General features: G+C 65.0%; 21 protein-coding genes and 1 pseudogene. 12 read left to right on the top strand and 10 right to left on the bottom strand.

Annotated elements, in window-relative coordinates; translation table 11 throughout:
* The first annotated feature begins 7 nt into the window (after nt 1–7).
* Nucleotides 8–634 carry a LysE family translocator gene (locus BMW66_RS03915; RefSeq protein ID WP_093115632.1) on the top strand — a complete coding sequence of 209 codons (627 nt, stop codon included), beginning with the start codon at nt 8–10 and terminating at the stop codon, nt 632–634.
* Nucleotides 635–708: 74 nt separating this feature from the next.
* Nucleotides 709–1,248, top strand: a complete 540-nt coding sequence (locus tag BMW66_RS03920; RefSeq protein WP_093115634.1) for an adenine phosphoribosyltransferase — start codon at nt 709–711, stop codon at nt 1,246–1,248.
* Nucleotides 1,249–1,263: 15 nt separating this feature from the next.
* Here the strand turns inward: BMW66_RS03920 and BMW66_RS03925 are convergent, their stop codons facing one another.
* The 4 genes from BMW66_RS03925 to BMW66_RS03940 form a co-directional block, all read right to left on the bottom strand.
* Nucleotides 1,264–2,679 (bottom strand): FAD-binding oxidoreductase, encoded by a 1,416-nt coding sequence (locus BMW66_RS03925; protein ID WP_093115636.1) that lies wholly within the window; start codon nt 2,677–2,679, stop codon nt 1,264–1,266.
* Between the two features lie 57 nt (nt 2,680–2,736).
* Nucleotides 2,737–3,552 carry an MBL fold metallo-hydrolase gene (locus BMW66_RS03930; protein WP_093115638.1) on the bottom strand — a complete coding sequence of 272 codons (816 nt, stop codon included), beginning with the start codon at nt 3,550–3,552 and terminating at the stop codon, nt 2,737–2,739.
* Between the two features lie 71 nt (nt 3,553–3,623).
* Nucleotides 3,624–6,044 carry a GcvT family protein gene (locus BMW66_RS03935; RefSeq protein WP_093115640.1) on the bottom strand — a complete coding sequence of 807 codons (2,421 nt, stop codon included), beginning with the start codon at nt 6,042–6,044 and terminating at the stop codon, nt 3,624–3,626.
* 142 nt (nt 6,045–6,186) lie between these two features.
* Nucleotides 6,187–7,386, bottom strand: coding sequence for a DUF2254 domain-containing protein (locus BMW66_RS03940; protein ID WP_175483156.1), 1,200 nt, complete (start codon nt 7,384–7,386; stop codon nt 6,187–6,189).
* A gap of 110 nt (nt 7,387–7,496) precedes the next feature.
* Here BMW66_RS03940 and BMW66_RS03945 point away from each other — a divergent pair, with 110 nt between their 5' ends.
* Nucleotides 7,497–9,914 carry a GcvT family protein gene (locus BMW66_RS03945; protein WP_093115644.1) on the top strand — a complete coding sequence of 806 codons (2,418 nt, stop codon included), beginning with the start codon at nt 7,497–7,499 and terminating at the stop codon, nt 9,912–9,914.
* Here BMW66_RS03945 and BMW66_RS03950 read toward each other — a convergent pair whose 3' ends face one another.
* Together BMW66_RS03950 and BMW66_RS03955 are read right to left on the bottom strand one after the other, a co-directional pair.
* The gene (locus tag BMW66_RS03950) at nt 9,915–10,856 is read right to left on the bottom strand and encodes a LysR substrate-binding domain-containing protein (protein WP_093115646.1); all 942 of its coding nucleotides are present in this window, start codon (nt 10,854–10,856) and stop codon (nt 9,915–9,917) included.
* A 71-nt stretch (nt 10,857–10,927) separates the two neighbouring features.
* Nucleotides 10,928–12,028 (bottom strand): DUF6456 domain-containing protein, encoded by a 1,101-nt coding sequence (locus BMW66_RS03955; protein WP_093115648.1) that lies wholly within the window; start codon nt 12,026–12,028, stop codon nt 10,928–10,930.
* Between the two features lie 237 nt (nt 12,029–12,265).
* Here BMW66_RS03955 and BMW66_RS03960 point away from each other — a divergent pair.
* Nucleotides 12,266–12,561 (top strand): annotated as a pseudogene (locus BMW66_RS03960) (DUF6477 family protein).
* On the opposite strand, the gene BMW66_RS03965 reads toward BMW66_RS03960, so the two are convergent.
* Nucleotides 12,554–14,098 (bottom strand): trimethylamine methyltransferase family protein, encoded by a 1,545-nt coding sequence (locus tag BMW66_RS03965; protein WP_093115650.1) that lies wholly within the window; start codon nt 14,096–14,098, stop codon nt 12,554–12,556. The pseudogene BMW66_RS03960 and the gene BMW66_RS03965 overlap by 8 nt on opposite strands.
* 185 nt (nt 14,099–14,283) lie before the next feature.
* Between BMW66_RS03965 and guaA the strand changes: the two genes are divergently transcribed.
* From guaA to BMW66_RS04000, 7 genes are all read left to right on the top strand, one after another.
* Entirely contained in the window at nt 14,284–15,852 is a 1,569-nt protein-coding gene (gene guaA, locus BMW66_RS03970) for a glutamine-hydrolyzing GMP synthase (RefSeq protein WP_093115652.1), read from the top strand.
* A gap of 92 nt (nt 15,853–15,944) precedes the next feature.
* Nucleotides 15,945–16,817 carry a DMT family transporter gene (locus tag BMW66_RS03975; protein ID WP_093115654.1) on the top strand — a complete coding sequence of 291 codons (873 nt, stop codon included), beginning with the start codon at nt 15,945–15,947 and terminating at the stop codon, nt 16,815–16,817.
* Between the two features lie 189 nt (nt 16,818–17,006).
* Entirely contained in the window at nt 17,007–17,876 is an 870-nt protein-coding gene (locus tag BMW66_RS03980) for an ATPase (protein WP_093115656.1), read from the top strand.
* Between the two features lie 33 nt (nt 17,877–17,909).
* Nucleotides 17,910–18,854, top strand: a complete 945-nt coding sequence (metA, locus tag BMW66_RS03985; protein ID WP_093115658.1) for a homoserine O-acetyltransferase MetA — start codon at nt 17,910–17,912, stop codon at nt 18,852–18,854.
* 5 nt (nt 18,855–18,859) lie between these two features.
* Nucleotides 18,860–19,813 (top strand): alpha/beta fold hydrolase, encoded by a 954-nt coding sequence (locus BMW66_RS03990; RefSeq protein ID WP_093115916.1) that lies wholly within the window; start codon nt 18,860–18,862, stop codon nt 19,811–19,813.
* A 42-nt stretch (nt 19,814–19,855) separates the two neighbouring features.
* Nucleotides 19,856–20,725 (top strand): polyphosphate kinase 2, encoded by an 870-nt coding sequence (ppk2, locus tag BMW66_RS03995; protein ID WP_093115660.1) that lies wholly within the window; start codon nt 19,856–19,858, stop codon nt 20,723–20,725.
* Nucleotides 20,718–21,335 (top strand): TetR/AcrR family transcriptional regulator, encoded by a 618-nt coding sequence (locus tag BMW66_RS04000; protein ID WP_093115662.1) that lies wholly within the window; start codon nt 20,718–20,720, stop codon nt 21,333–21,335. Before ppk2 ends, BMW66_RS04000 begins: the two co-directional genes overlap by 8 nt.
* 101 nt (nt 21,336–21,436) lie before the next feature.
* On the opposite strand, the gene rpsI is transcribed toward BMW66_RS04000, so the two are convergent.
* The 3 genes from rpsI to BMW66_RS04015 all read right to left on the bottom strand — a co-directional run bounded on the left by rpsI (nt 21,437) and on the right by BMW66_RS04015 (nt 22,968).
* Nucleotides 21,437–21,925 (bottom strand): 30S ribosomal protein S9, encoded by a 489-nt coding sequence (gene rpsI / locus BMW66_RS04005; protein ID WP_093115664.1) that lies wholly within the window; start codon nt 21,923–21,925, stop codon nt 21,437–21,439.
* A 3-nt stretch (nt 21,926–21,928) separates the two neighbouring features.
* Nucleotides 21,929–22,390 (bottom strand): 50S ribosomal protein L13, encoded by a 462-nt coding sequence (gene rplM / locus BMW66_RS04010; RefSeq protein ID WP_093115666.1) that lies wholly within the window; start codon nt 22,388–22,390, stop codon nt 21,929–21,931.
* A 158-nt stretch (nt 22,391–22,548) separates the two neighbouring features.
* Nucleotides 22,549–22,968, bottom strand: coding sequence for a PaaI family thioesterase (locus tag BMW66_RS04015; protein WP_093115668.1), 420 nt, complete (start codon nt 22,966–22,968; stop codon nt 22,549–22,551).
* A gap of 57 nt (nt 22,969–23,025) precedes the next feature.
* On the opposite strand from BMW66_RS04015, the gene BMW66_RS04020 reads away from it, so the two are divergent.
* Nucleotides 23,026–23,811 carry an enoyl-CoA hydratase gene (locus tag BMW66_RS04020; RefSeq protein ID WP_093115670.1) on the top strand — a complete coding sequence of 262 codons (786 nt, stop codon included), beginning with the start codon at nt 23,026–23,028 and terminating at the stop codon, nt 23,809–23,811.
* Nucleotides 23,812–23,895: the final 84 nt, after the last annotated feature.

Below are 23,895 nucleotides of genomic sequence, written 5' to 3' on the forward strand. Positions count from 1 at the left end.
TTTTCAGATGCCTTTTGATCTCTGGCTGGCCTTCGCCGCCGCCTCTTGCGCGCTTGTGCTGATCCCCGGCCCCACGGTGCTTCTGGTGCTGTCCTACGCGCTCAGCCAGGGGCGGGCGGTGGCGCTGGCGACGGCGGCCGGGGTGGCGCTTGGCGATTTTCTGGCCATGAGCGCCTCGCTGGCCGGGCTGGGCGCGCTGGTGATGGCCTCGGCCACCGCCTTCACGGTGCTGAAATGGGCGGGGGCGGCCTATCTGGTGTGGCTCGGGCTGAAGATGCTGCACAGCGCGGGGGCGGCGCGGATGGGCGCGGTGGTGCGCGCCGAGGCCCTGCCCGCGCGCGGCGTGTTCGCCCATGCCGCCGCCGTGACCGCGCTCAACCCCAAATCCATCGGCTTTTTCATCGCCTTCGTGCCGCAGTTCGTGAACCCCGCGCATCCCGTCGCCCCGCAGTTCGCCACCATGATCGCCACCTTCGTGGGGATTGGCGCACTTAATGCGCTGGCCTATGCGCTGCTGGCGGACCGGCTGCGCGCGCGCATCGGGCGGCCCGGCGCAATCCGCTGGATGACACGCGCGGGGGGCGCGGCGCTGATCGGAATGGGCGTTCTGACCGCAACGCTGCGGCGGGGATGAGCCATTCCGCTTGCGATGGCGCGCGCAATCGGCCAAACCCGCGCGCGTGACGCAACGAAGGGAGGCTCGGGTTCATGCGCAAGCACAAAGACATCCGCGACTACATCCGCACGATTCCCGATTTCCCGCACGAGGGCATCCTGTTCCGCGATGTCACCACGCTGTTCGCCGATACGCGCGGATTCCGCATGGCGATCGACCAGATGCTTCTGCCCTATGCCGGGATGCGGATCGACAAGGTCGTGGGGCTGGAGGCGCGCGGCTTCATCCTTGGCGGCGCGATCGCGCATCAGCTTTCGGTCGGCTTCGTGCCCGTGCGCAAGACGGGCAAGCTGCCGGGGCCGGTGCTTTCGCAAAGCTATCAACTCGAATACGGCGAGGCGGTGGTGGAGATCCACGACGACGCCATCGCGGCGGGTGAGACCATCCTCGTGGTCGACGATCTGCTGGCCACCGGCGGCACGGCAGAGGCGGGCATCCGGCTCATTGAACGGCTGGGCGGCGAGATCGTCGGCTGCACCTTCATCATCGACCTGCCCGAGCTTGGCGGGCGCAAACGGCTTGAGGGGCTGGGCATGGACGTTCACGCGCTTTGCGCCTTCGAGGGGGCATAGGACGCGGCCCCCGCCTCAGCCGTCCAGCACCGCACCGGGGTTCATGATCCCCGCCGGATCGAGCGCCTGTTTGATCGCGCGCATCGCCATGAGCTTGGCCGGATCGCCATAGCGGGCCAGATCGCCGGTCTTGAGCCGCCCGATGCCATGTTCGGCGCTGACCGAGCCGTCGAACTCCGCCACCAGATCATGCACCGCCCGCTTGATCGCGTCACGCTGGGTCTCGTGATCGGCGCGGCTTTTGCCCGGCATGGGAAAGACGTTGTAATGCAGGTTGCCATCGCCCAGATGGCCAAAACAGTTGATGCGGAAGGCGCCGAGCGCGGCAATCGCCTCCCCGCCCTTCTCGATGAACTCCGGCACCGCGCCGAGGGGCAGGGAAATATCATGGCTGCTCACCGATCCGATGCGGCGGTTCGCCTCGGGGATATGCTCGCGCACCGACCAGAAGGCGGCCCGCTGCGCCTCTGTCTGCGCGATCAGCCCGTCGGTGACAAGCCCGGCCTCTGCGGCCTCCTCGAACAGCGCCTCGAGCGCGGCGGGGGCGTTCAGCCCTTGCGCCAGCCCGACCTCCACCAGCACCATCCATTCGGGCAGATCGTCAAAGGGCAGGCGCACATCGGGCAGGGTCTCGCGCAGGAACTCCAGCCCCTGCCGGTGGATCAGTTCAAATGCGCTCACCCCCTCGCCGAGCCGGCCGCGCGCCCGCGCCAGCAGATCGAGCGCGGCGCGCGGCCCGTCCACCACCATCAGCGCGGTGCCCTCTTCGGCGGGGCGGGGATAGAGCTTGAGCGCGGCGGCAGTGATCACGCCAAGCGTGCCTTCGGCCCCGATCAGCAGCCCGCGCAGGTCATAGCCGGTGTTGTCCTTGCGCAGGCGTTTGAGCCCGTGCCAGATCTCGCCGGTAGGCAGGACCGCCTCCAGCCCCAGGCACAACTCGCGGGCATTGCCATAGCGCAGCACGTTCACCCCGCCCGCGTTCGTCGCCAGAGTGCCGCCGATCCGCGCCGTGCCCTCCGCCGCGAGCGAAAGCGGAAAGAGGCGGTTCGCATCGCTGGCGGCGGCCTGGATGTCCGACAGGATGCAGCCCGCCTCCGCGATGAGCACGTTTTCCTCGGTGTAGAGGGCGCGAATGGCGCGCATCCGTTCCAGCGACAGGATCACCGGCGCGGGGCCGGTCGTCATTACCTGCCCGCCGACAAGCCCGGTGCCGCCACCATAGGGGACAACGCCGACGCGCGCCGCATTGGCCGCGCGCAGGATGGTGGCAACCTCCCCGGCGGTGCGCGGCAGGGCCAGAAGGCCGGACTTGGCGAAATAGCGCCCGCGCGGTTCCTCAAGGTGGCGCGGCTCTGGCGGGCGCACGGTATCGAACGGCAGAGCCGCGGCAAGACGCTCGGCAAAGGCGGAATCAGCGGGGTTGAGGGGCATCGCGGCTCCTGACGAAGATGGGTCCTGTTGCCCGGCGAACAGGCTTTGACCAGTCAGTTAGCGCAAATAACGCGGGCGCAAAACCACGATTGTCGGACGGCGCGGCAGATCGCGCAGCGACACGGTGATCGCGCTTTGCCCGTCATCGACAACGGCGTAGTCGTCCGACATGCCGTCAAGGAACCGCTGCAAGGTCATACCCGAGAACCAGTGCATCGGGATCACCACGGAGGAGCGCAGCCGCCTCAACACGCGCATCATGCTCGGCAGGTCGAGCGTCATGCCGCCATCGACCGCCGCCATCACCACGTCGAGCCGCCCGAGCGCGGCATATTGCGCCGCGTCCGGCTCATGGTGCAGATGGCCCAGATGCCCGATGCACAGGCCCGCCACCTCGAACACGAAGATGGAATTGCCGTCCTTCTCCACCCCGCCGAAGGACCGGATGTCGGTGGGCACGTTGCGGATGAGCATTTCGCCCAGATCGAGGTGATGGTCTACCCCCTCGCCATACGGCCCCCAGCCACTGAGCACATGCGGGATGGAAGGATCGGGATCGGCGGTCCAGTGTGTGGCATGGGCGTGGTTCATCGTCACCACGTCGGGGGTGAACTCCACATTGCCCAGAAAGCCGGTATAGTCCGTCACCGCCGAGAGCCCGCCCGCCGTCTGGATCAGGAACGAGGCATGCGCGATATACGAGATGCGCACGGTATGATCGGGCAGCGGATCGCGGAACGAGGCGCGGTGAAGATACTGCGCGCCGGGGATCGCCCCGGCCAGCGCGATGCAATGGCTCGGGCGGCGATCCTGCGCGGCGGTGGCAGTGGCGCCCGTGGCAAGAAGCAGAACACAAAGAACGATGCGAAACATTTGGCCCCTCCTGTCTGGAAGGAAGATAGCACGGTTTCGTGATCTGCCCAGTTCACGTCCGCGACAGCGGATCAGGCGCGCAGGCGGGTGCCCTCCGGATCGAAGGGCGGCGCGTGCAGGATGGTCGCGCCATGCGGGCGGCCCAGCACCATCACCTCCACCCGGTCGCCGGGGGCGGCGTCCGTCACGAACCCCAGCGCGAGGCTCATGCCGACGCCGTAGCCATAGGCGCCCGAGGTGACACGGCCGATACCGCGCCCGCCCTTGAAAACCGGCTCTCCGCCAGTGGCGTCGGCGTTGGAGGCGCGCGTGTCCTCTTCGTCCAGATGTAACAGGACAAGGCGTTCGCGCGGCGGGTTGGCGAGAGTCTGCGCGACGGCCCCCCTGTTGAGGAAATCCTTGTCCATCTTGCACAACCGGTCGAGCCCGACCTCCTGCGGCCAGTATTCGGGGGAATACTCGCGCCCCCACGAGCCATAGCCCTTCTCGATGCGCAGGCTCATGAGCGCGCGGCTGCCCACCGGCCCCGCGCCGACGGCCTGCCCCGCCGCGATCAGCGCCGCGTAGAGCCGTGCCTGATCGGCGGCGGCGCAATGCAGCTCCCATCCCAGATCGCCGGTGAAGGAGACCCGCAGCGCGAGGCAGTCCACGCCCGCCACGGTGATGCGCGCCGAGCGCATGAAGGGGAAATCGGCGGTCGCCAGAGAGGCCCCGGTCAGCCCTTGCAGCATCTCGCGCGAGCGCGGCCCGGCGACGTTGAAGCCGCAGAGCGACGCGCTCAGACTCTCGAACGTGGTGCCGCCGGGCAAGGGCACCTGCCGGAAGAATCGCTTGTGATAGCGTTCGGCCATGCCCGAGCCGATGACCCGGAATTCATCCTCGGCCAGCCGGGTGACGGTGAAATCGCCGGCGATCCCCCCGCGTTTGCCGATCAGCGGCGTGAGGCACGACCGGCCCACCGCGCGCGGCATGGTGTTGGCGAAGACGGCGTTGAGCCAGTCCTCGGCCCCCGGCCCCCGCACCCGGTATTTGGCGAAGTTGGAGATGTCGATGATCCCTGCCCGCTCGCGCAGCATCCGGCACTCGTCGCCCACCGGCGCCCACCAGTTCTGACGGGTGAAGCCATTGGTGTCCTGCGCGCCCGGCTCATCCGCGAACCACAGCGGATGCTCCCACCCCGCGTTGAGACCGAAGACCGCGCCCATCCGCCTTTGCGTCTCGTAAATGGGCCGCGTGCGCGCCGGGCGCCCGGCGCTGCGTTCCTCGCCCGGGAAATGGATGGCGAAGCGGTTGGCGTATTGATCCTTGACCCGCGCTCTCGTGAACGCCGGCGTGACCCAGTCGTCGAAACGCGCCAGATCCCATGCGAACATGTCATATTCCGTCTCGCCCTCGACAATCCACTGCGCCGCCATCAGCCCCATGCCGCCCGACTGCGAGAAGCCGGGGATGATGCCGTTGCAGCAGAAGTAATTGTCCAGCTCGGGCACCGGGCCGAACAGCACGTTGGCGTCGGGCGACCAGATCATCGGCCCGTTGATCACCCGCTTGATCCCGGCGCGGCCCACGGCGGGCACCCGTTCGATCGCGTTCATCATGTTGGCCTCGATCCGCTCCAGATCGTCGGGAAACAGATCATGCGCGAAATCGAGCGGCGTGCCCTCTTCGGCCCAGAGGCGCATGTCGCGCTCATAGGCGCCGACGAGCAGCCCCTGCCCCTCCTGCCGCAGATAGTATTCGCCGTCGCGGTCCGACACCGACGGCAGGCGGCGGTCCATCGCGGCGACGCCCTCGATCGTGTCGGTGACGAAATACTGGTGCTCGGTCGGTTGCAGCGGCAGGGCGATCCCCGCGAGCGCCGCCACCTCACGCCCCCACAGGCCCGCCGCGTTGACGACCCATTGCGTGCGGATCTCGCCCTTGGGCGTGTGCACGATCCAGCTTCCGTCCGGCTGCGCCTCGGTCGCGGTGACGGGCGTGAAGCGGTTGATTTCCGCCCCGCGCTGACGCGCTCCCAGCGCATAGGCATTGGTCACGCCCGACGGGTCCACGTTGCCGCCCTCGGGTTCATACATCACGCAGCGGATGCCGTCGAAATTCACCAGCGGGTGCAGTGCCTGCGCCTCTGCGATGGAAATCTCGTAGAACGTCATGCCGTAGAGCTTCGCCTTCGCCTCCTGAAGGCGAAGCTGATGCTCGCGCGCCTCGGTCTGCGCCAGATAGAGAGAGCCGGGCTGAAACACGCCGCAGGACTGTCCCGTCTCCTCTTCGAGTTGCTTGTAGAGGGACATGGTGTAGTGCTGGAGGCGGCTGATGTTGGTGCTGTCGTGCAGCCCGTGGATATTGGCCGCCGCATGCCATGTGGAGCCGCTCGTCAACTCGTCACGTTCGAGCAGAACCACATCGGACCAGCCCAGTTTCGTCAGATGGTAGAGGATCGAGCATCCGATCACACCGCCGCCGATCACGACGGCCCGCGCCTGGGTTCGCATGGAGTATCGCCCTGTTCCCGGTCCCTTGTTCGCGCCAGCCTGCCCGCCGCGGGTGGCGCCGAATTGCCCTTTTCCGACATATCATGTCGAAAACCCGCGATGCGGGTCGGGGTGCGGGGGTAAATTCTCCCGCCACGCGCCCTCAGAGGCTCAAATCGCACCTTTCGGCGCAGGCGCGGGCCGCGCTCCGACCCGTGGAGCCGGAGGTGCGCGCGAGCATCGACAGCCGGTCCGAGAGCGCGCGGCACAGCTCCTGCGTGTTCGCCGCATCGCGCGCAATCACGTCGAAGGACAGCCGGTATAGCTCATCCAGTTCCACAGGCAGAACCCGAAGCCGGTCGTATTTCGGCGGCTCGGTCTCGATCCCCTCCTGCGGGTCGGCACGGAGCAGCAGCGCGCCCAGCCGGTTGACGATGTCGATGGCCGTCTGCGGATCGTTGACACCGGACGACAGTGCCCGGCTGGCGATTTCGGTCAGCACCGTGACGCCAAGGCGCGGATCCTGATCGAAGCTGCGGGTATCACCGATCACGAAGCTCTCGCGCAGCACCGTGAGCTTGGCCGGCTTGATCTCCGTGACCCGCTCGGTGAACATGAGCGGCATCCCGCGGCAGATGTAGTCGCCCGGTCGCACCGCTATACATAGCGTGCGATCCAGCGCCGCCGCCTCCGATTGCAGGGCCCCTTGCAGGATGTGCTGGACATAGCCGTCGCGGCGGGCGCGAATGGCATCGCCACCGTCGCGGCAATCGCGTTCCTGCTCGCTCCAGCATCCGGCGCCGAGGCAGGGCGCGCGCGCATCGCGTTCGATGGCGACGGTCGCGCGCGCCTGCAATTGCCTGGCGGTCCTGTCGAGAGATCCAAGCCCCTCCAGATGGCCGATCCAGCGGATGATCGCCACGATCACCTGCGCCACAACGAAAATGGTGAAAAGAAAGAGCACCACGCTCTCCTTCTCCCCCATGAGAGGGGTGGCGCGCAGGATGATGCCGATCATCGCGAAGAGAAACGCGCCGACGAAACTGGCCAGAACCGATTGCGTCACCCGATCCTCGCGCAGGACGAGCCGGGCGCGCGGCGTGGCGGTCCCTGCCGCCGCGTGGAGCGCCGACGTCATCACCGAAAGTGAGAAGGTCGTGACCGCGAGCATGGTCGTCGCCAGCACGTTCAGGATCGCGTCGAGAGAGCCGCTTCCCAGATAACGCACGGCCCAATCGGGCACCAGAGGTTCGGCCACCACCGAAAGGCCAAGCGCGACAAGGGCAAGGCAGGCGAACAGCGCCACGCGCACCACGAGCCGCCGGGACAGGCGCCGCAGCAGACCAAGAAAGGATTCGATCACGGTTTTCCCGCCTCCTGAGCTATCCGTTTTGCGACACATCCTGTCGCCCACTGACATGCGGCACCCCGGGGGCGCCCTGACAGTTGAGCCAAGCATATCGGGAGAATGACATGAAAACCACAACGCGCGTGGTGGTCATCGGTGGCGGCGTCGTCGGCTGTTCGGTTCTGTACCATCTGACCAAGCTGGGCTGGCCGGACGTGATGTTGATCGAGCGGAGCGATCTGACCTCCGGGTCCACATGGCATGCGGCGGGCGGGTTTCACACGCTCAACGGTGACACCAACATGGCCGCACTTCAGGGCTACACGATCAAACTCTACAAGGAGCTGGAAGAGATCACCGGCCTGTCGTGCGGGCTGCATCATGTCGGCGGCATCACGCTGGCGGACAATCGCGATCGGTTCGACATGCTTCTGGCCGAGCGCGCCAAGCACCGCTTCATGGGGCTGGAGACAGAGATCGTCGGCCCTGAAGAGATCGGCAGGATCGCCCCCGTCACCAACGTCGATGGCATTCTCGGCGCGCTTTACGACCCGCTCGACGGGCATCTCGATCCCTCGGGCACCACCCACGCCTATGCGCGGGCCGCGCGGATCGGCGGGGCCGAGATCGAGGCCCACTGCAAGGTGGTGCAGACCAACCAGCGCCCCGACGGCACCTGGGACGTGGTCACCGACAAGGGCACGGTCCATGCCGAACATGTGGTCAATGCCGCGGGCCTTTGGGCGCGCGAGGTGGGCGCGATGGCGGGGGTCTATTTCCCGCTGCATCCGATGGAGCACCAGTATCTCGTGACCGAGGAGGTGCCCGAGATCGCCGCGATCATCGACGCGGGCGGAGAGCATCCGCATGTGATGGACCCGGCTGGCGAAAGCTATCTGCGGCAGGAGGGGCGCGGGCTTTGCATCGGGTTCTATGAGCAGCCCTGCCGCCCCTGGGGCATCGACGGCACGCCCTGGGACTTCGGACACGAGCTTCTGCCCAATGACTTCGACAAGATCGAGGACAGCATCGCCTTTGCCTACCGCCGCTTTCCGGCGCTGGAGCGTGCGGGCATCAAATCGGTCATCCACGGCCCCTTCACCTTTGCCCCCGACGGCAACCCGCTGGTCGGGCCGGTGCCGGGGATGCGCAACTACTGGTCGGCGGCGGCGGTGATGGCGGGCTTCAGCCAGGGCGGCGGCGTGGGCCTGATGCTGGCGCAGTGGATGACGCAGGGCGAGACGGAGCGCGACACCTTTGCCATGGATTGCGCGCGCTTCGGCGACTGGATCACGCCGGGCTATACCCGCCCCAAGGTGATCGAAAATTATCAGAAGCGGTTCTCCGTCAGCTACCCGAACGAGGAACTGCCCGCCGCGCGCCCGTTCCGCACCACGCCGATGTATGACATTTTTAATGGGATGGGCGCGGTCTGGGGCCATAAATACGGGCTGGAGGTGGTCAATTACTTCGCCGCAGAGGGGGAGCCGCGCCTTGAAATCCCGTCCTTCCGCCGCTCCAACGCCTTTGATCCCACCGCGCGCGAGGTGGCCGCCGTGCGCGGGGCCGTCGGCATCAACGAGGTGCACAACTTCGGCAAATACCGTGTGACGGGGCGCGGGGCGCGCGCATGGGTCGACCGGATCATGGCCGGGCGCGTGCCCCAACTGGGGCGCGTGTCGCTTAGCCCGATGCTGTCGCCGCGCGGGCGGCTGATCGGGGATTTCACCATATCCTGCCTGTCGGAGGAGGAGTTTCAGCTCACCGCCTCCTATGGCGCGCAGGCCTTTCACTGGCGCTGGCTGCGTGCCAACCGCGACGAGGGCGTGGAGATCGCGAATATCTCCGACAGCCGCACGGGCTTTCAGATCGCGGGGCCCAAGGCACGCGAGGTGCTGGCCGCCTGCACCCGCGCGGACATCTCGGACATGCGGTTCATGGATGTGCGGCGGCTCACCGTGGGGATGGCGGACTGCATCGTGCAGCGGCTGAGCTATACCGGCGATCTGGGGTTCGAGATCTACTGCGATCCGATGGCGCAGCGCGCGCTCTGGGATGCGCTGTGGAGTGCCGGACAGGCGCACGGGATGCGCCCCTTCGGCATGCGCGCGATGATGAGCCTGCGGCTCGACAAGTTCTTCGGCGCGTGGCTGTCGGAGTTCTCGCCCGATTACACCGCCGCCGAAACCGGGCTCGACCGGTTCATCGCCTTCGGCAAGGAGGCCAATTTCATCGGTCGCGCCGCCGCCGAAACCGAACGCGATGCCGGCCCCGCGCGGCGCCTCTGCGCCTTCGAGGTGGCGGCGGAGGATGCCGATGTGCACGCCTATGAACCGATCTGGCTCGATGGGGCGGTGGTGGGGTTCTGCACCTCGGGCGGCTATTCGCACCATGCGGGCAAATCGGTGGCGCAGGGGTTCGTGCCCGCCGATCGCGCGCAGCCCGGGCTGGAGGTGGAGATCGAGATTCTCGGGCAGATGCGCCCCGCCCGCCTGGTCACGGAACCGCTGTTCGATGCGGATGGCGCGCGGATGCGGGGGTAGTCAGGCGCTCTTGCGCGCGACATCGCGCGTGCGCTCCACCAGCGCCGCGCCGACCTCGCGCAGCACCCCGGCCAACTCGCTGAACCAGCCGTCATCGAAGCTGCCGCGCCGCCGGACAAGCCCGATCTGGCGCGCGGGTTCCGGCGCGCCGAAGCGGTGCAGCGCAAGGCCGGGCGTCGCTGTCGCCTCCACCGGCGCGGCAAGCTCCGGCATCAGTGTGAGACCGAACCCCGCCGCCACAAGGCGCGAGAGCGTCGCCAGAGAGGACGCGCCCATGTCGATCTGCGCATGGCCCCGGCCGCGCCCGCAGACGTCCAGCGCCTGATCGGTCAGGCAATGCCCGTCCTCCAGAAGCAGAAGCTGATGCGCCTCAAGCCCGGTGGGGCGCAGGACCGAGTCCCCGCCGGCGAGCGCGGCGACACGCTCAGGCGTTCCGGCCAGTAAAAAGCGATCCTCAAAAAGCGGCTCCGCAGTCAGCCCGTCCACTTCTGCCGGAAGCGCCATCACCACCGCGTCGAGCGCCCCCGATTGCAGCATCGCAAGCAACACGGCCGTCTTGCCCTCGCGCACATACAGATCGAGGGAAATGTCGCGCGTGCGCAGCGCCGCGAGCGCATCGGGTAGAAGATAGGGCGCCACCGTGGGAATCACCCCCAGAGACAGATGCCCGGCCAGACCTTCGCGCCAGCGCGCCGCGCGTTCCAGCGCCTCGGCCTCGCGCAGCATGGACTCGGCATGGTGCAGCGCCTGCCGCCCGAACGGGGTGAGCACGACACCGCGGGCATGCCGTTCCACCAGCGGGCCGCCAAGATGTGCCTCAAGTTCGCGGATCTGCACCGACAGGGCGGGCTGCGAGACGTTGCACGACAGCGCCGCGCGCCCGAAATTCCGGTGCTCGGCCAGCGCCTTGAAATAGGACAGTTGCCTGAGAGTAATCTTCATATGAAAATCCTATCATATGAAGTGGCATTCACAACCTGCACCTATTCACACGCGCATCTGAAGGCGCGGTGCTAGCCGATCATCTGCCCCTTCGATCCCAGCGCGGCGTAGTGCTCGCGCAGGCGGATCAGCGCGATGCGAAGCACGATCTTGCCCGACCGCGCCGACCAGCCAAGCCTGCGTTCCGCAGTCTCCAACCCTTCGAGATAGCAGCAGCAGCGCAGCGCCACATCGGCCAGCCCCTCGCCCAGATACTCCAGCGCGCCGGTCACGCGCCGGCGGGCGGCTTCGGGTCCGGTGCCATGCCCATCCCCGAAACTTCCGCCACCCCGCGACCCCGCGGTCAGAAAATGCTCCCAGTTCTGGGTCACCCGCACACCCATGTTGGCCAACTCGAAATCCTCGCGCAGCCGCTCCCCCGCCGCCACGAGATCATCCGACAGGAAGGGCGCGCCGTCCTTGCCCCGGCGCCGGGCCAGCGCGCTGAGCGGCGATTCGGTCATGGCAAAGCGCATCCGGCGCGGGCGGGCCGCCGTTTCCTCCCGCCCGGTCCTGTCGCGGGCAGCGGGCCGCGTGGCAAAAGCGGCTTGCGCCTCCGCAAACCCCTGTGCGCGGTTCTCGGCCTCGGCCATCATCTCACCGAGCGCATTGCGCCCCGTCGTGGTGATCGCATAGCGCGACACACGGCCCGGCGCGTCGCAGGCGATCCAGTTCTTGAGCGCCATCGCCTGCGCCACCGACCGTGCCACCACCGCGGTGCGCATGGTCGCCCCGTCCGCCCCGTCGCGCACCACCACCGCCTTTTCCATTTCGGACGCCACGGCGAGAACCGCGCCGGTCTCGCACAGCCGCCTCAGCACGCGCCGCGCCTCGCGCCGCAAGGTGGTTTCATCAGGTGCATCGCATTCGGGTTCGGTTTTCTCGGCCATCGCGGACATCCCCTTCTGTTTCACTTGCCGGTCGCCCAGCGCGCAAAGCGCCGCATCCACAAGCGGATCATCGCGGCGCGCCTCCATCCTGCGGATCTGGCGCATCACGGTGGAGGCATGGCATTGCGCGTCCCGCGCCAGTTCGCGGATCGAAAGCCCCTTTTCGGTATGCTCAAGATACCGCCGCGCACCGGCGGGCACCCAGCCGGGCATCTCATTCTCTGTCACGATCTTCTGCGTCATCCCCGATCCTCTGTTAGGTCTGAATCCGTGCCGTTGTTACACACAGGTTTTCCCTAAAATTTTCCACAAATTAGATCCGCTTTGTTACCTGTTCGTTAATAGTTAGCTCTGAATGGCATCATTGTTTCATTTTGGTAAACGGCTGGAAAAACCTGCGAGCGGCGGGAATGTGATAGAGGCAACACCTCTTCAGGTTGTGCAATCCTGTGGTAACGCCAACTTGAAAGAGGTAAGTCGATGAAGGATATTCTGAGCGTTCTCAATGATCTGCGGCGCCCCCGGCTGCTTATCCGGGCGGCGCGCGCCGGCGCCGAGGACTACCGGCGCGATGCGCATCTGCCGCGTCATCTGGGATACGGCACTCTGCCGCGCAGCGGCGCGGCGCTGATGAAACTGATGGAGATCGAGGGCACGCTCAACGATCAGCGGCGCGCGGGCGACGGGGGTATTCCCTCGTGCGCCATGTGGACGTGCTGATCGCCATGATGGGCGAGGCGCGGCTTCTGCGCGCCTCGCATCCACCACTCACATGAAGGAATCGGGCGTTTCGGCCTTCTTGCGCGCGACATAATCGTTCAACGCGCCGAGAATCGCGGGATCGAGCGCGGGCTGCTGGTAATCCGACACCATCTTTTCCACCCGCCGCGCGGCCAGTGTCTGGGTATCGCGCGCGCCCTCTTCATCCCATGTCTCGAAGGGCTTGTAGTCGAACAGGTCGGTCTTCCAGAAGGCCGACTTGAAGTGCGCCTGCGTATGGGCGCAGCCAAGGTAATGCCCGCCCGGGCCAACCTCGCGGATCGCGTCCATCGCCTGCGCCTCCTCGTCGGCGGTGACGCCTGCCGCCATCTTGTGCAGCACGCCAAGCTGATCGGCATCCATCACGAATTTCTCGAAGCTCGCCACAAGCCCGCCTTCAAGCCAGCCACAGCTATGCAGCATGAAATTCACACCGCCCAGAAGCGCCGCGTTGTGGGTGTGCGCGGTCTCATAGGCGGCCTGCGCATCGGGCAGTTTCGACCCGCACAGCCCCCCGCCCGACCGGAACGGCAGTCCCATCCGCCGGGCAAGCTGCCCCGCGCCATAGAGGATCTGCGACGCCTCCGGCGTGCCGAAGGTCGGGGCCCCCGAATTCATGTCGATCGAGGTGACGAAGGCGCCGAAGATCACCGGCGCGCCGGGGCGGATCAACTGACTGTAGGCAATGCCCGCCATCACCTCGGCCAACACCTGCGTCAGCGTCCCCGTCACGCTCACCGGCGCCATCGCGCCGCCGACGATGAAGGGCGAGATGATGCAGGCCTGATTGTTCGCAGCATAGACCTCCAGCGCGCCCATCATCACCTCGTCGAAGGTCAGCGGGGAGTTCACGTTGATCAGCGAGGTCATCACCGTGTTGTCCTGCACGAAGTCCTTGCCGAACAGGATCTCGCACATCTCAACGCAATCCTGCGCGCGGCTCGGATCGGTGACGGAGCCCATGAATGGCTTGTCCGAATATGTCATATGCGCCAGCAGCATGTCGAGGTGGCGCTTGTTCACCGGCACGTCCGTCGGCTCGCACACGGTGCCACCGGAATGGTGCAGCCATTTCGACATATAGCCCAGCTTCACGAACTTCTTGAAATCCTCCAGCGTCGCATAGCGGCGTCCGCCTTCGGTATCGCGCACGAAGGGCGGGCCGTAAACCGGCGCGCAGACAAGGGTCTTGCCGCCGATCTCGACAGAGCGTTCGGGGTTGCGCGCGTGCTGGGTAAAGGACGCCGGCGCGGTCTTGCACAGCTCCCGCGCCAAGCCGCGCGGAATGCGCACCCGCTCGCCCGTCACCTCGGCCCCCGCCGCGCGCCAACGTTCCAGCGCGCCGGGATTCTCCACGAAATTGACGCCGATCTCTTCAAGGATGATCTCGGCGTTGGTCTCGATGGTCTCCAGCGCCTCGTCGGTGAGTATCTCGTAAAGCGGGATGTTCCGCTCGATATACTTCGCGGTTTCGATACTCACCGCGGTGCGTTCGGCCCGGCGTGCGGCCCCGCCTCCGCCTCGTGCCCGTTTGCGCGCGACTGCTTCTGCCATATTCCGTCCTCACCAACAGGTGTTGCATCTGGCTGACGGTATACGCCCCCGCAGGGCCCGCCCGCCGAAGATTTGCGGCGCGTGCGGTTGAAAAGCGACATTCGCCGGGGTTTGCCGCGACATGCACCGATCGCCCGCCTCTCTGACCTCTTGCGCGGGCGGGCGGCGCGGACTACTAGGCGGATATGAGCCAGATTTCCCATGACCGCCTCCTGATCATCGACTTCGGAAGCCAGGTGACGCAGCTGATCGCCCGCCGCCTGCGCGAGTTGAACGTCTATTGCGAAATTCACCCGTTTCAGAACGTCACCATGGACTTCGTGCGCGAGATGGCGCCCAGGGCGGTGATCTTCTCGGGCGGGCCCGACAGCGTGACCCGCGACGGCTCCCCGCGCGTGCCGCAGGAGATTTTCGACTATGGCGTGCCGATCCTCGGCATCTGCTACGGCCAGCAGGTCATGATGGAGCAGCTTGGCGGCAAGGTCGTCTCGGGCCACGGCACCTCGGAATTCGGCCGGGCCTATGTCACCCCCACGAAAGAGCGGATCCCCCTTCTGGAGGGCTGGTTTGCCAATGACAGGGACCGCGAACAAGTCTGGATGTCGCATGGCGATCACGTCAGCGAACTGGCCCCCGGCTTTGCCGTCTATGGCACCTCGCCCCACGCGCCCTTTGCCATCACCGCCGATGCGGAGCGCCATTTCTATGCGGTGCAGTTCCACCCGGAGGTGCATCACACCCCCAACGGCAAGACGCTCTACGAAAACTTCGTGAAACTCGCCGGGTTCACCGGCGACTGGACCATGGATGCCTACCGCGAGGAGGCGATCCGCCTGATCCGCGAACAAATCGGCGACAAGAAGGTGGTCTGCGGCCTCTCCGGCGGCGTGGACAGTTCCGTGGCGGCCGTTCTGCTGCACGAGGCGATCGGCGATCAACTCACCTGCGTTTTCGTCGATCACGGGCTGTTGCGCAAGAATGAGAGCGAAGAAGTGGTCACCATGTTCCGCGACCACTACAACATCCCGCTCATCCACGCCGATGAATCGGAGCTTTTCCTTGGGGAGCTGGACGGCGTTTCCGATCCGGAAACAAAGCGCAAGATCATCGGCCGGCTTTTCATCGACGTGTTCCAGAAACACGCCGACGCCATCGAGGGCGCGGAATTTCTCGCGCAGGGCACACTCTATCCCGACGTCATCGAATCGGTGAGCTTTTCGGGCGGCCCCTCGGTGACGATCAAATCGCACCACAACGTGGGCGGGCTGCCCGAGAAGATGGGCCTGAAACTGGTGGAGCCGCTGCGCGAGCTGTTCAAGGACGAGGTGCGCGCTCTGGGCCGCGAGCTGGGTCTTCCTGCGTCCTTTATCGGCCGCCACCCCTTTCCCGGGCCGGGCCTTGCCATCCGCTGCCCCGGAGAGATCACCCGCGAAAAGCTGGAAATCCTGAGAGAGGCGGACGCCGTCTATATCGACCAGATCCGCAAGCACGGCCTCTACGACGAGATCTGGCAGGCCTTCGTTGCCATCCTGCCCGTGCGCACCGTCGGCGTGATGGGCGACGGTCGGACCTATGATTTCGCCTGCGCCCTGCGCGCGGTGACAAGCGTGGACGGCATGACCGCCGATTACTACCCGTTCAGCCACGATTTCCTTGGCGAGACGGCCACGCGCATCATCAACGAGGTCAAGGGCATCAACCGCGTCACCTATGACGTGACCAGCAAGCCCCCCGGAACCATAGAGTGGGAATAGCCCGGCGTCCCGCGCAGGGCACGCGACACGGCTTTTCCTGACAGGAACACGCCGCGGAACGTGTGACATTTCCGGCGACAGGAGGCCGCCGCATGACGCCGAAAACCGACATGATCAAGGGCGCGCTCTGGATGATCGGGGCGATTGCCTCTTTCACGTCGATGGCCATCGCCGGGCGTGAGGTCAGTTTCGAACTCGATACCTTCGAAATCATGATGTATCGCAGCTTCGTGGGGCTGGCCATCATGGTGGCGGTCGGTGCCATGGCCGGGCGACTGCACGAATACCGCACGGCGCGCTTTCGCACGCATGTGACGCGCAATATCTTTCACTTCGCCGGGCAGAATTTCTGGTTCTACTCGATCAGCGTCATCCCGCTGGCGCAGGTCTTTGCCATCGAATTCACATCGCCCCTCTGGGTCGTGGTGCTCTCCCCGCTCGTTCTGGGTGAGCGGCTGACCCCGGTGCGCGCGCTCTCGGCGCTGATCGGCTTTGCCGGGATTCTGATCGTCACCCGGCCCAGCGTTGGAACATTCGAGTTCGGACAACTCACCGCCGCCTTTGCCGCGATTGGGTTTGCCGGCTCCGCGCTTGTCACGCGGCGGCTGACGTGGACCGACTCGACCATCTGCATCCTGTTCTACATGACCCTCCTGCAGTCGGTCTTCGGCATTGTCTGCGCCTTCGCGGATCTGGATGTGGCGGTGCCCTCCGCCACCGCCATTCCCTGGCTCATCGTGATCGGCCTTGCGGGACTGGCGGCACATTTCTGCATCACCACCGCGCTGACCTTCGCGCCCGCCGCCGTGGTCATGCCGATTGATTTCGGACGCCTTCCCGTGATCGCCCTCGTCGGTTTCATCTTCTACGCCGAGACGGTCAGCCCCTGGGTGCTTGTTGGCGCGGTGGTCATCTTTGCCGGCAACTACCTTAACATCCGCGCAGAATCCCGCGCGCCGCGTTAACACAGGCCCACGCCGCCTTGGAGCGAACGGAGGCACCGACGCGATACCGACGTAATACCGACTTTTTACCGCATAGGCATTTTCAGCGAAATCAGCGGGTTAACCCGATTCGCCAGCGGGGGTCGATTTGCATTTGACCCCCCTCGCCCCTGCCGCTACCAACATGCGACGGATCAGGGGGCCGGGAACATGATCTATCCGACCGCAACGGACTGGCGCGAGGCGCCAAAGAAACGGGTTCTTCTCTTTGGCATGTCGGGACTGGGCAAGACCCATCTCGCCAATCTCCTGCGGGCCGAGGGCAACTGGTTTCACTACTCCATCGACTATCGCATCGGCACCCGATACATGGGCGAGCACATCGCTGACCTGTTCAAGCGGGAGGCCATGAAAGTTCCGTTTTTACGGGATCTTCTGATGTCGGATTCGATCTACATCGGCTCCAACATCACCTTCGACAACCTCGCCCCGCTGTCGAAGTATCTCGGCAAGCCGGGCAATCCCGACAAGGGCGGGTTGCCGTTCGACGAATACATGCGGCGGCAGGAACAGCACCGCGCGGCAGAGTCCGCCGCGCTGCTCGACACCGCGCATTTCATCACCCGCGCACAGGAGCTTTACGGTTACGATCACTTCGTCTGCGACACCGGCGGCTCCATCTGCGAGGTGGTGGATCCCGCCGACGCCGACGATCCGGTGCTGAGCGCGCTGACCCGCCATACGCTCATGGTCTGGATCAAAGGTTCGGAGGCGCACACCGAAGAACTGATCCGCCGCTTCGACCGCGCACCAAAGCCGATGTATTACCAGCCCGATTTCCTCAGGGCCCACTGGGCGGAATATCTCAGAATCAACAACCTTCAGGAGCATGAAGTTGATCCAGATGCCTTCGTGCGCTGGACTTACGCGCAGGCGCTGGAGCATCGCCAGCCGCGCTATGAGGCGATGGCCCGCTGGGGCGTGAGCGTCACCGCCGAAGAGATGGCACAGATCCGCACCGCCGCCGATTTCGAGGCGCTGATCGCCCGCGGCCTTGAGCGCCGCACCGCCGCGACCTAGATAACCGCTCACCTTCCAAGGAGACCCGACCCCATGCCCATCAAGATCCCGTCCGACCTGCCCGCCTACACCGTGCTCTCGCGCGAAGGCGTCATGGTCATGACCGAGGATCAGGCCATGCGGCAGGACATCCGCCCGCTGCGCATCGCGCTGCTGAACCTGATGCCCAAGAAGATCCAGACGGAGAACCAGTTCGCCCGGCTGATCGGCGCCACGCCCCTTCAGATCGAATTCAGCCTGATCCGCATGACCGAACACAAGACCCGCAACACCGCCGCCGAACATATGGAAAGCTTCTATCGCCCCTTTTCCGAGGTGAAGGCGAGCGGCGAGAAATTCGACGGGCTGGTGATCACCGGCGCCCCCATCGAGCACCTGCCCTTCGACGAGGTGACCTATTGGGATGAGCTGTGCGAGGTGTTCGACTGGACCCAGACCCATGTGCAGTCCACCTTCGGCGTCTGCTGGGGCGGGATGGCGATGATCAACTATTTCCACGGGGTGAAAAAGCATATTCTCGACCAAAAGGCGTTCGGTTGCTACCGGCACCGCAACATGGCCCCGGCTTCGCCCTATTTGAGCGGGTTTTCAGATGATTGCGTGATCCCTGTCAGCCGATGGACAGAGATGCGGCAGGAGGAGATCGACGCCGTGCCGGGCCTTGTCACCTTGCTGAGCAGCTCCGAGGTCGGTCCCTGTCTGGTAGAGGATGCGGCGCATCGCGCGCTTTATATCTTCAATCATCTCGAATACGACAGAGACACGCTCAAGCAGGAATACGACCGCGACGCGGCCTCCGGTGCGGCGGTCAAGGTGCCGATCAACTACTATCCCGATGATGATCCAAGCTGCCCGCCGCTCAATCGCTGGCGCAGCCATGCGCATCTGCTTTACGGCAACTGGATCAGCGAGATCTATCAGACCACACCCTTTGATCTGGAAAAGATCGGGCTCGAAGTCACGGATTGGCGCCGCTGACCGGCATGTGGCGTATTCTGGCTCTTCTCCTGTTGATCCTTGTCGCGGCCGCCGTTGTGGTGACTCTCTGGCGCGCGGCCCGGCACGAGGCGCGTGCAGAAGCCTCGCACCCACCCGAGGGCCGTCTCCTTGATGTGGACGGAAACAAGGTGCACGCCGTGGTGCGTGGCAGCGGACCCGATCTGGTCCTGATCCACGGATCGAGCGGCAACCTGCGTGACTTTACCCACAGGCTGACAGAGCGCCTCGCGCCGCACTTCCGGGTGATCGCCTTCGACCGACCGGGGCTTGGCTATTCCGACCGCATTGATCGCAATGGCGCCAGCATCGTCCAGCAAGCCCGCCTTCTGTCGCTGGCGGCAGAGCAGCTTGGCGCCGAAACTCCCATCGTTCTCGGCCACAGCTACGGCGGCGCCGTGGCGCTGGCGTGGGCGGTGCATCATCCCGACCGCATTGCCGGGCTTGTGCCGCTGTCGGCGGCCTCGCACCCCTGGGACACCCCGCTCGATCCCTATTACCGGCTGACATCGCATCGCTGGCTCGGACCGCTTGCGATCCCGCTCATCACGGCATGGGTTGACGAAAACAGGGTCATGCGCGCCATGCGGGAGGTGTTCGCGCCCCAGGCCCCGCCCGAAGGGTATGCCGCGCATTTCGGCCCCGGCCTGACGCTGCGCCGCAAAAGTCTGCGCGCCAATGCCCTGCAACGCGCCGGGCTGCTTGGCGAAATCGAGGCGTTGCACAGGCGCTACCCGGGCATCGCCGTGCCCACCGAGATCCTGCACGGCGACGCCGATACCACAGTCGGTCTCGACATTCACGCCCGCCCCCTCGTGCGCGCGATTCCCGGCGCCACGCTGACGGTGCTCGACGGGATCGGGCACATGCCGCATCACGCAGCGCAGGACGATGTCATGGACGCGCTGCACCGTGTCGCGGAACGCGCCGGATTGCGCTAGCGGGCCGACAAGGCCATAGTCGTTCGAAAACGGAGAGGTTTCATGGAGTTGCCCTTTGACGGCGCGATCAGCGCCTTCCACAAAAACGAGGCCCCGGAGGAGATCCGCGACGCCATCGTCCGGGCCGGCAAGGGTGACATTCTCTCGGACGACTACCCCCATCCCGCGCGCATGAACAAGACAGCCTACAAGGCGGAGCTTGAGGCGCTTCAGATCGAACTGGTGAAATTGCAAGCTTGGGCGAAAGACAGCGGAACCCGCATCGCCATCGTGTTCGAGGGCCGCGATGCCGCCGGAAAGGGCGGCACGATCAAGCGATTCCGGGAATACCTCAACCCGCGCGGCGCGCGCGTCGTGGCCCTTCCCAAACCCTCGGACACGGAGCGCACGCAGTGGTATTTCCAGCGCTATATCGACCACCTGCCCTCGGGCGGGGAAATCACCTTCTATGACCGAAGCTGGTATAACCGCGCCGTTGTGGAAAAGGTTTTCGGTTTTTGCACCGATGACGAGCGCGAGCATTTTTTCAACCAGGTGCCTGACTTTGAGCGGATGCTGGTGGACGAGGGTATCCTGCTTTTCAAACTCTGGCTCAATGTCGGGCGTGGCGAGCAGCTCCGCCGCTTCCTCAAGCGTGAAAGCAACCCGCTCAAGCAGTGGAAGATCAGCCGCATCGACGTGAACGGGCTGCATCTTTGGGACGCCTACACCGAGGCGATCGGCGAAACCTTCGAGCGCAGCCACACCGGCCCGGCCCCCTGGACCGTGATCCGAAGCGACGACAAGCGCCGCGCCCGCCTCAACGCGATCCGACAGGTTCTGTGCAACATCGACTATGCCCGCAAGAACGCGGCCGCGGTTGGGGCGATCGACCCGCTCATCTGTGGCGACCCGGGTATCTGGAATGGCTAAACGCGGCTATCATCACGGCAATCTGCGCCAGGCTTTGGTGGAGGCGGCGCTCCGTTTGATCGAGGCGCGCGGCCCGATGGGCTTTACCCTGACGGAGGCGGCCAAACAGGCCGGCGTGACCCCGGCCGCCGTCTATCGTCATTTCGAGGGGCGCGAAGACCTCATCGCGGAAGCGGCGCGTCAGGGCTATGAGATTTTTACCGATGTGATGCAGTTCGCCTACGAGAAAGGGCAGCCCTCCGCGCTCGCCGCGTTCGAGGCGACAGGCCGAGCCTATCTCGCGTTCGCGCGCAAATACCCCGGCCACTACATCGCCATGTTCGAAAGCGGTATTTCGGTGAACCGCACGCCCGAACTTGCGGCGATCGCCACCCGCGCACGCGCCGTTCTGGAACGTGCCGCCGAAGATCTTTCACAGCATATTCCGCCCGAAAAGCGCCCCCCCGCCTCGATGTTCTCGGCCCACATCTGGGCCATGAGCCACGGCGTTGTGGAGCTTTTCGCCCGCAACTCCCCCGGTACGCAAAGCCCTTTTCCGCCAGAGGATCTTCTGGAAACGGGCATCGGCATCTATCTCAGGGGGCTTGGCCTCATCCCGCCGGATGAGTGAATGGGCGATTTCGCGCGCGCCTTCAAATCGCGCTCACGTCCATACGAAAACGGACCGCGGCGGAAACCACGGCCCGTTCTGCAATTGGAATTCGAAACAGCTTAACGCTTCGAGAACTGGAAGCTGCGGCGTGCCTTGCGGCGGCCGAATTTCTTGCGTTCCACCACGCGGCTGTCACGGGTCAGGAACCCGGCGGCCTTGAGCGCGCCGCGCAAGCTCGGCTCATAGAGTTGCAGCGCCTTCGAGATGCCGTGCTTGACAGCACCGGCCTGCCCCGAAAGCCCACCGCCCTTGACGGTGGCATAAACATCGAACTCGTTTTCGACCCCGGCCACCTGAAACGGCTGACGCAGGATCATCTGAAGCACAGGACGGGCAAAATACTTGTCCATCGTCTTGCCATTCACCTCGACCTTGCCGGAACCCGGCTTGATCCAGACACGGGCCACGGCGTCCTTGCGCTTGCCGGTGGCATAGGATCGACCAAGGGAATCGCGCTCCGGTTCACGTGGGGTTTCGTCGGCGACAGACACTGTCTCCACACCGGCAACGGCACTCAGCTCTTCGAGCGAATTGATTTGATCAGCCATTGATTAGCTCCGCGTGTTCTTGGAGTTCATGGATTTGACGTCCAGCTCTTCGGGCTGCTGGGCCTCATGCGGATGATCCGTCCCGGCATAAACGCGCAGGTTGGTCATTTGCTGGCGCGAAAGGCGGTTGCCCGGAAGCATGCGCTTGACGGCAAGTGTCACGACGCGCTCGGGATATTTACCTTCCAGCAATTGTCCGGCGTTACGGTGCTTGATGCCGCCGGGATGGCCGGTGTGCCAGTAGTAATTCTTGTCGGTGCGTTTCTTGCCCGTAAGCTGCACCTTGTCCGCGTTGATCACGATGACATTGTCACCGACATCCATATGCGGAGTGAAGGATGGCTTGTGCTTGCCGCGCAGGCGCATGGCGATGATCGACGCAAGACGACCCAGAACAACGCCTTCGGCGTCGATCAGGATCCATTTCTTGTCGATATCTGCCGGAGTAGCAGAGTAGGTTTTCATATCGGTCCACCCGGAGTTTGGTTGACAGATGCACGGACCCCCGCGCATCAGAATGTGATGGGCGGGTTATAAAGGGTTCGCCGCTCTGGTCAAGGCGAGTCTTTCCTAATTAATCATTACAAAACAGTGCGTTAGAAATTAGGTATCATAATACCCCACTATTTTGGTGGCAAGGAGTAGGTCATCGTCGCGCGCGCCACGGGCGCGTCGGCCCCGTCCGAGAAGATCAGCACATCCGTCACTGAAAGCGTGCGCCCGAGCTTCAGAAGCCGCGCGCGCGCGATCAGGTCCGCCCCCGCCGCCGGTTTGCGCATGAAATCCATCGAACAGCTCGTGGTGACGGCCAGCGCCTTTTTACCGACGCGCGCCATCGTCGCAATATAGGCCGTCACATCGGCCAGCGCAAACATCGACGGCCCCGAAACCGTGCCGCCCGGGCGCAGGTGGCGCTCGGCGGTGAGCAGGCGCACCACCGTCTCGGTGCCGTCCATATGCTCGACCGCGAAATCGTCCCGCACCTGCGGAAAGACCTCCGCCAGATAATCCATCATTTCCTGCACCGTCATGACAGCGGACATGCTTTACCTCCCTCGTTCTGCACGGCTAAGGTTGCGGTAATCATGAGGGAGGGCAAGATGACAATTCTGGAACGTCACGACACAAACGGGGTCGCGCACCTGCGCATGAACGCGCCGGACCGGCTCAACGCACTCTCCGACGAGATGCTGGCCGCCCTTTCATCGCAGATCGACGCGCTGTCGCAGGACCGCTCCGTGCGCGCCGTGGTGCTTTCGGGCGAGGGCAAGGCATTCTGCGCCGGCCACGACCTGAAGGAGATGACCGCCGGGCGACAGGCCGAGGATGGGGGCCGCGCCTATTTCAAGGACCTGTTCGACCGCTGTAGCCGGGTGATGATGGGGCTTCAGGCCCTGCCGCAGCCGGTGATCGCACAGGTTCACGGTATCGCCACCGCCGCAGGCTGTCAGCTTGTGGCCACCTGCGACATGGCCGTCGCCGCCCACGGCACGCGCTTTGGCGTGAACGGGGTGAACATCGGTCTGTTCTGCTCCACCCCCATGGTCGCATTGAGCCGGAATATCCCGCGAAAACATGCGCTTGAGATGTTGACCACGGGCGCTTTCATCGACGCGGAGAAGGCCGAGCGCCTGGGCCTCATCAATTATGCGGTGCCGGGGGAAACGCTTGAAGCGACGACCGCGCAGCTGGCGGAAGCCGTCGCGAGCAAGGCGGGCAAGGTGCTCAAGATCGGCAAGGCTGCATTCTACGGTCAGGCCCAGATGCGTGTTGAGGATGCCTATGCCTATGCCGGAGAGGTGATGGTCGAGAACATGCTGTTCTCCGAAACCGAGGCCGGTATCGACGCCTTTCTCAACAAGCGAACGCCGAAATGGGATCAATGACCATTGTCCCCGATTCCGGCATGATTGTTTCCGGACTTTCGCCGATTTTCGTCTGACTGGGGCTATTCGAAGGCAGCGGCTCAT

The sequence above is a fragment of the Salinihabitans flavidus genome (genome assembly GCF_900110425.1).
GTDB classification, from domain to species: Bacteria; Pseudomonadota; Alphaproteobacteria; order Rhodobacterales; family Rhodobacteraceae; genus Salinihabitans; species Salinihabitans flavidus.

Excerpts from the sequence above, each read along its gene's own strand:
- BMW66_RS03915 (WP_093115632.1), top strand. The coding sequence starts at position 8 with ATGCCTTTTGATCTCTGGCTGGCCTTCGCCGCCGCCTCTTGCGCGCTT.
- BMW66_RS03920 (WP_093115634.1), top strand. The coding sequence starts at position 709 with ATGCGCAAGCACAAAGACATCCGCGACTACATCCGCACGATTCCCGAT.
- BMW66_RS03925 (WP_093115636.1), bottom strand. The coding sequence starts at position 2,679 with ATGCCCCTCAACCCCGCTGATTCCGCCTTTGCCGAGCGTCTTGCCGCG.
- BMW66_RS03930 (WP_093115638.1), bottom strand. The coding sequence starts at position 3,552 with ATGTTTCGCATCGTTCTTTGTGTTCTGCTTCTTGCCACGGGCGCCACT.
- BMW66_RS03935 (WP_093115640.1), bottom strand. The coding sequence starts at position 6,044 with ATGCGAACCCAGGCGCGGGCCGTCGTGATCGGCGGCGGTGTGATCGGA.
- BMW66_RS03945 (WP_093115644.1), top strand. The coding sequence starts at position 7,497 with ATGAAAACCACAACGCGCGTGGTGGTCATCGGTGGCGGCGTCGTCGGC.
- BMW66_RS03950 (WP_093115646.1), bottom strand. The coding sequence starts at position 10,856 with ATGAAGATTACTCTCAGGCAACTGTCCTATTTCAAGGCGCTGGCCGAG.
- BMW66_RS03955 (WP_093115648.1), bottom strand. The coding sequence starts at position 12,028 with ATGACGCAGAAGATCGTGACAGAGAATGAGATGCCCGGCTGGGTGCCC.
- BMW66_RS03965 (WP_093115650.1), bottom strand. The coding sequence starts at position 14,098 with ATGGCAGAAGCAGTCGCGCGCAAACGGGCACGAGGCGGAGGCGGGGCC.
- guaA (WP_093115652.1), top strand. The coding sequence starts at position 14,284 with ATGAGCCAGATTTCCCATGACCGCCTCCTGATCATCGACTTCGGAAGC.
- BMW66_RS03975 (WP_093115654.1), top strand. The coding sequence starts at position 15,945 with ATGACGCCGAAAACCGACATGATCAAGGGCGCGCTCTGGATGATCGGG.
- BMW66_RS03980 (WP_093115656.1), top strand. The coding sequence starts at position 17,007 with ATGATCTATCCGACCGCAACGGACTGGCGCGAGGCGCCAAAGAAACGG.
- metA (WP_093115658.1), top strand. The coding sequence starts at position 17,910 with ATGCCCATCAAGATCCCGTCCGACCTGCCCGCCTACACCGTGCTCTCG.
- BMW66_RS03990 (WP_093115916.1), top strand. The coding sequence starts at position 18,860 with ATGTGGCGTATTCTGGCTCTTCTCCTGTTGATCCTTGTCGCGGCCGCC.
- ppk2 (WP_093115660.1), top strand. The coding sequence starts at position 19,856 with ATGGAGTTGCCCTTTGACGGCGCGATCAGCGCCTTCCACAAAAACGAG.
- BMW66_RS04000 (WP_093115662.1), top strand. The coding sequence starts at position 20,718 with ATGGCTAAACGCGGCTATCATCACGGCAATCTGCGCCAGGCTTTGGTG.
- rpsI (WP_093115664.1), bottom strand. The coding sequence starts at position 21,925 with ATGGCTGATCAAATCAATTCGCTCGAAGAGCTGAGTGCCGTTGCCGGT.
- rplM (WP_093115666.1), bottom strand. The coding sequence starts at position 22,390 with ATGAAAACCTACTCTGCTACTCCGGCAGATATCGACAAGAAATGGATC.
- BMW66_RS04015 (WP_093115668.1), bottom strand. The coding sequence starts at position 22,968 with ATGTCCGCTGTCATGACGGTGCAGGAAATGATGGATTATCTGGCGGAG.
- BMW66_RS04020 (WP_093115670.1), top strand. The coding sequence starts at position 23,026 with ATGACAATTCTGGAACGTCACGACACAAACGGGGTCGCGCACCTGCGC.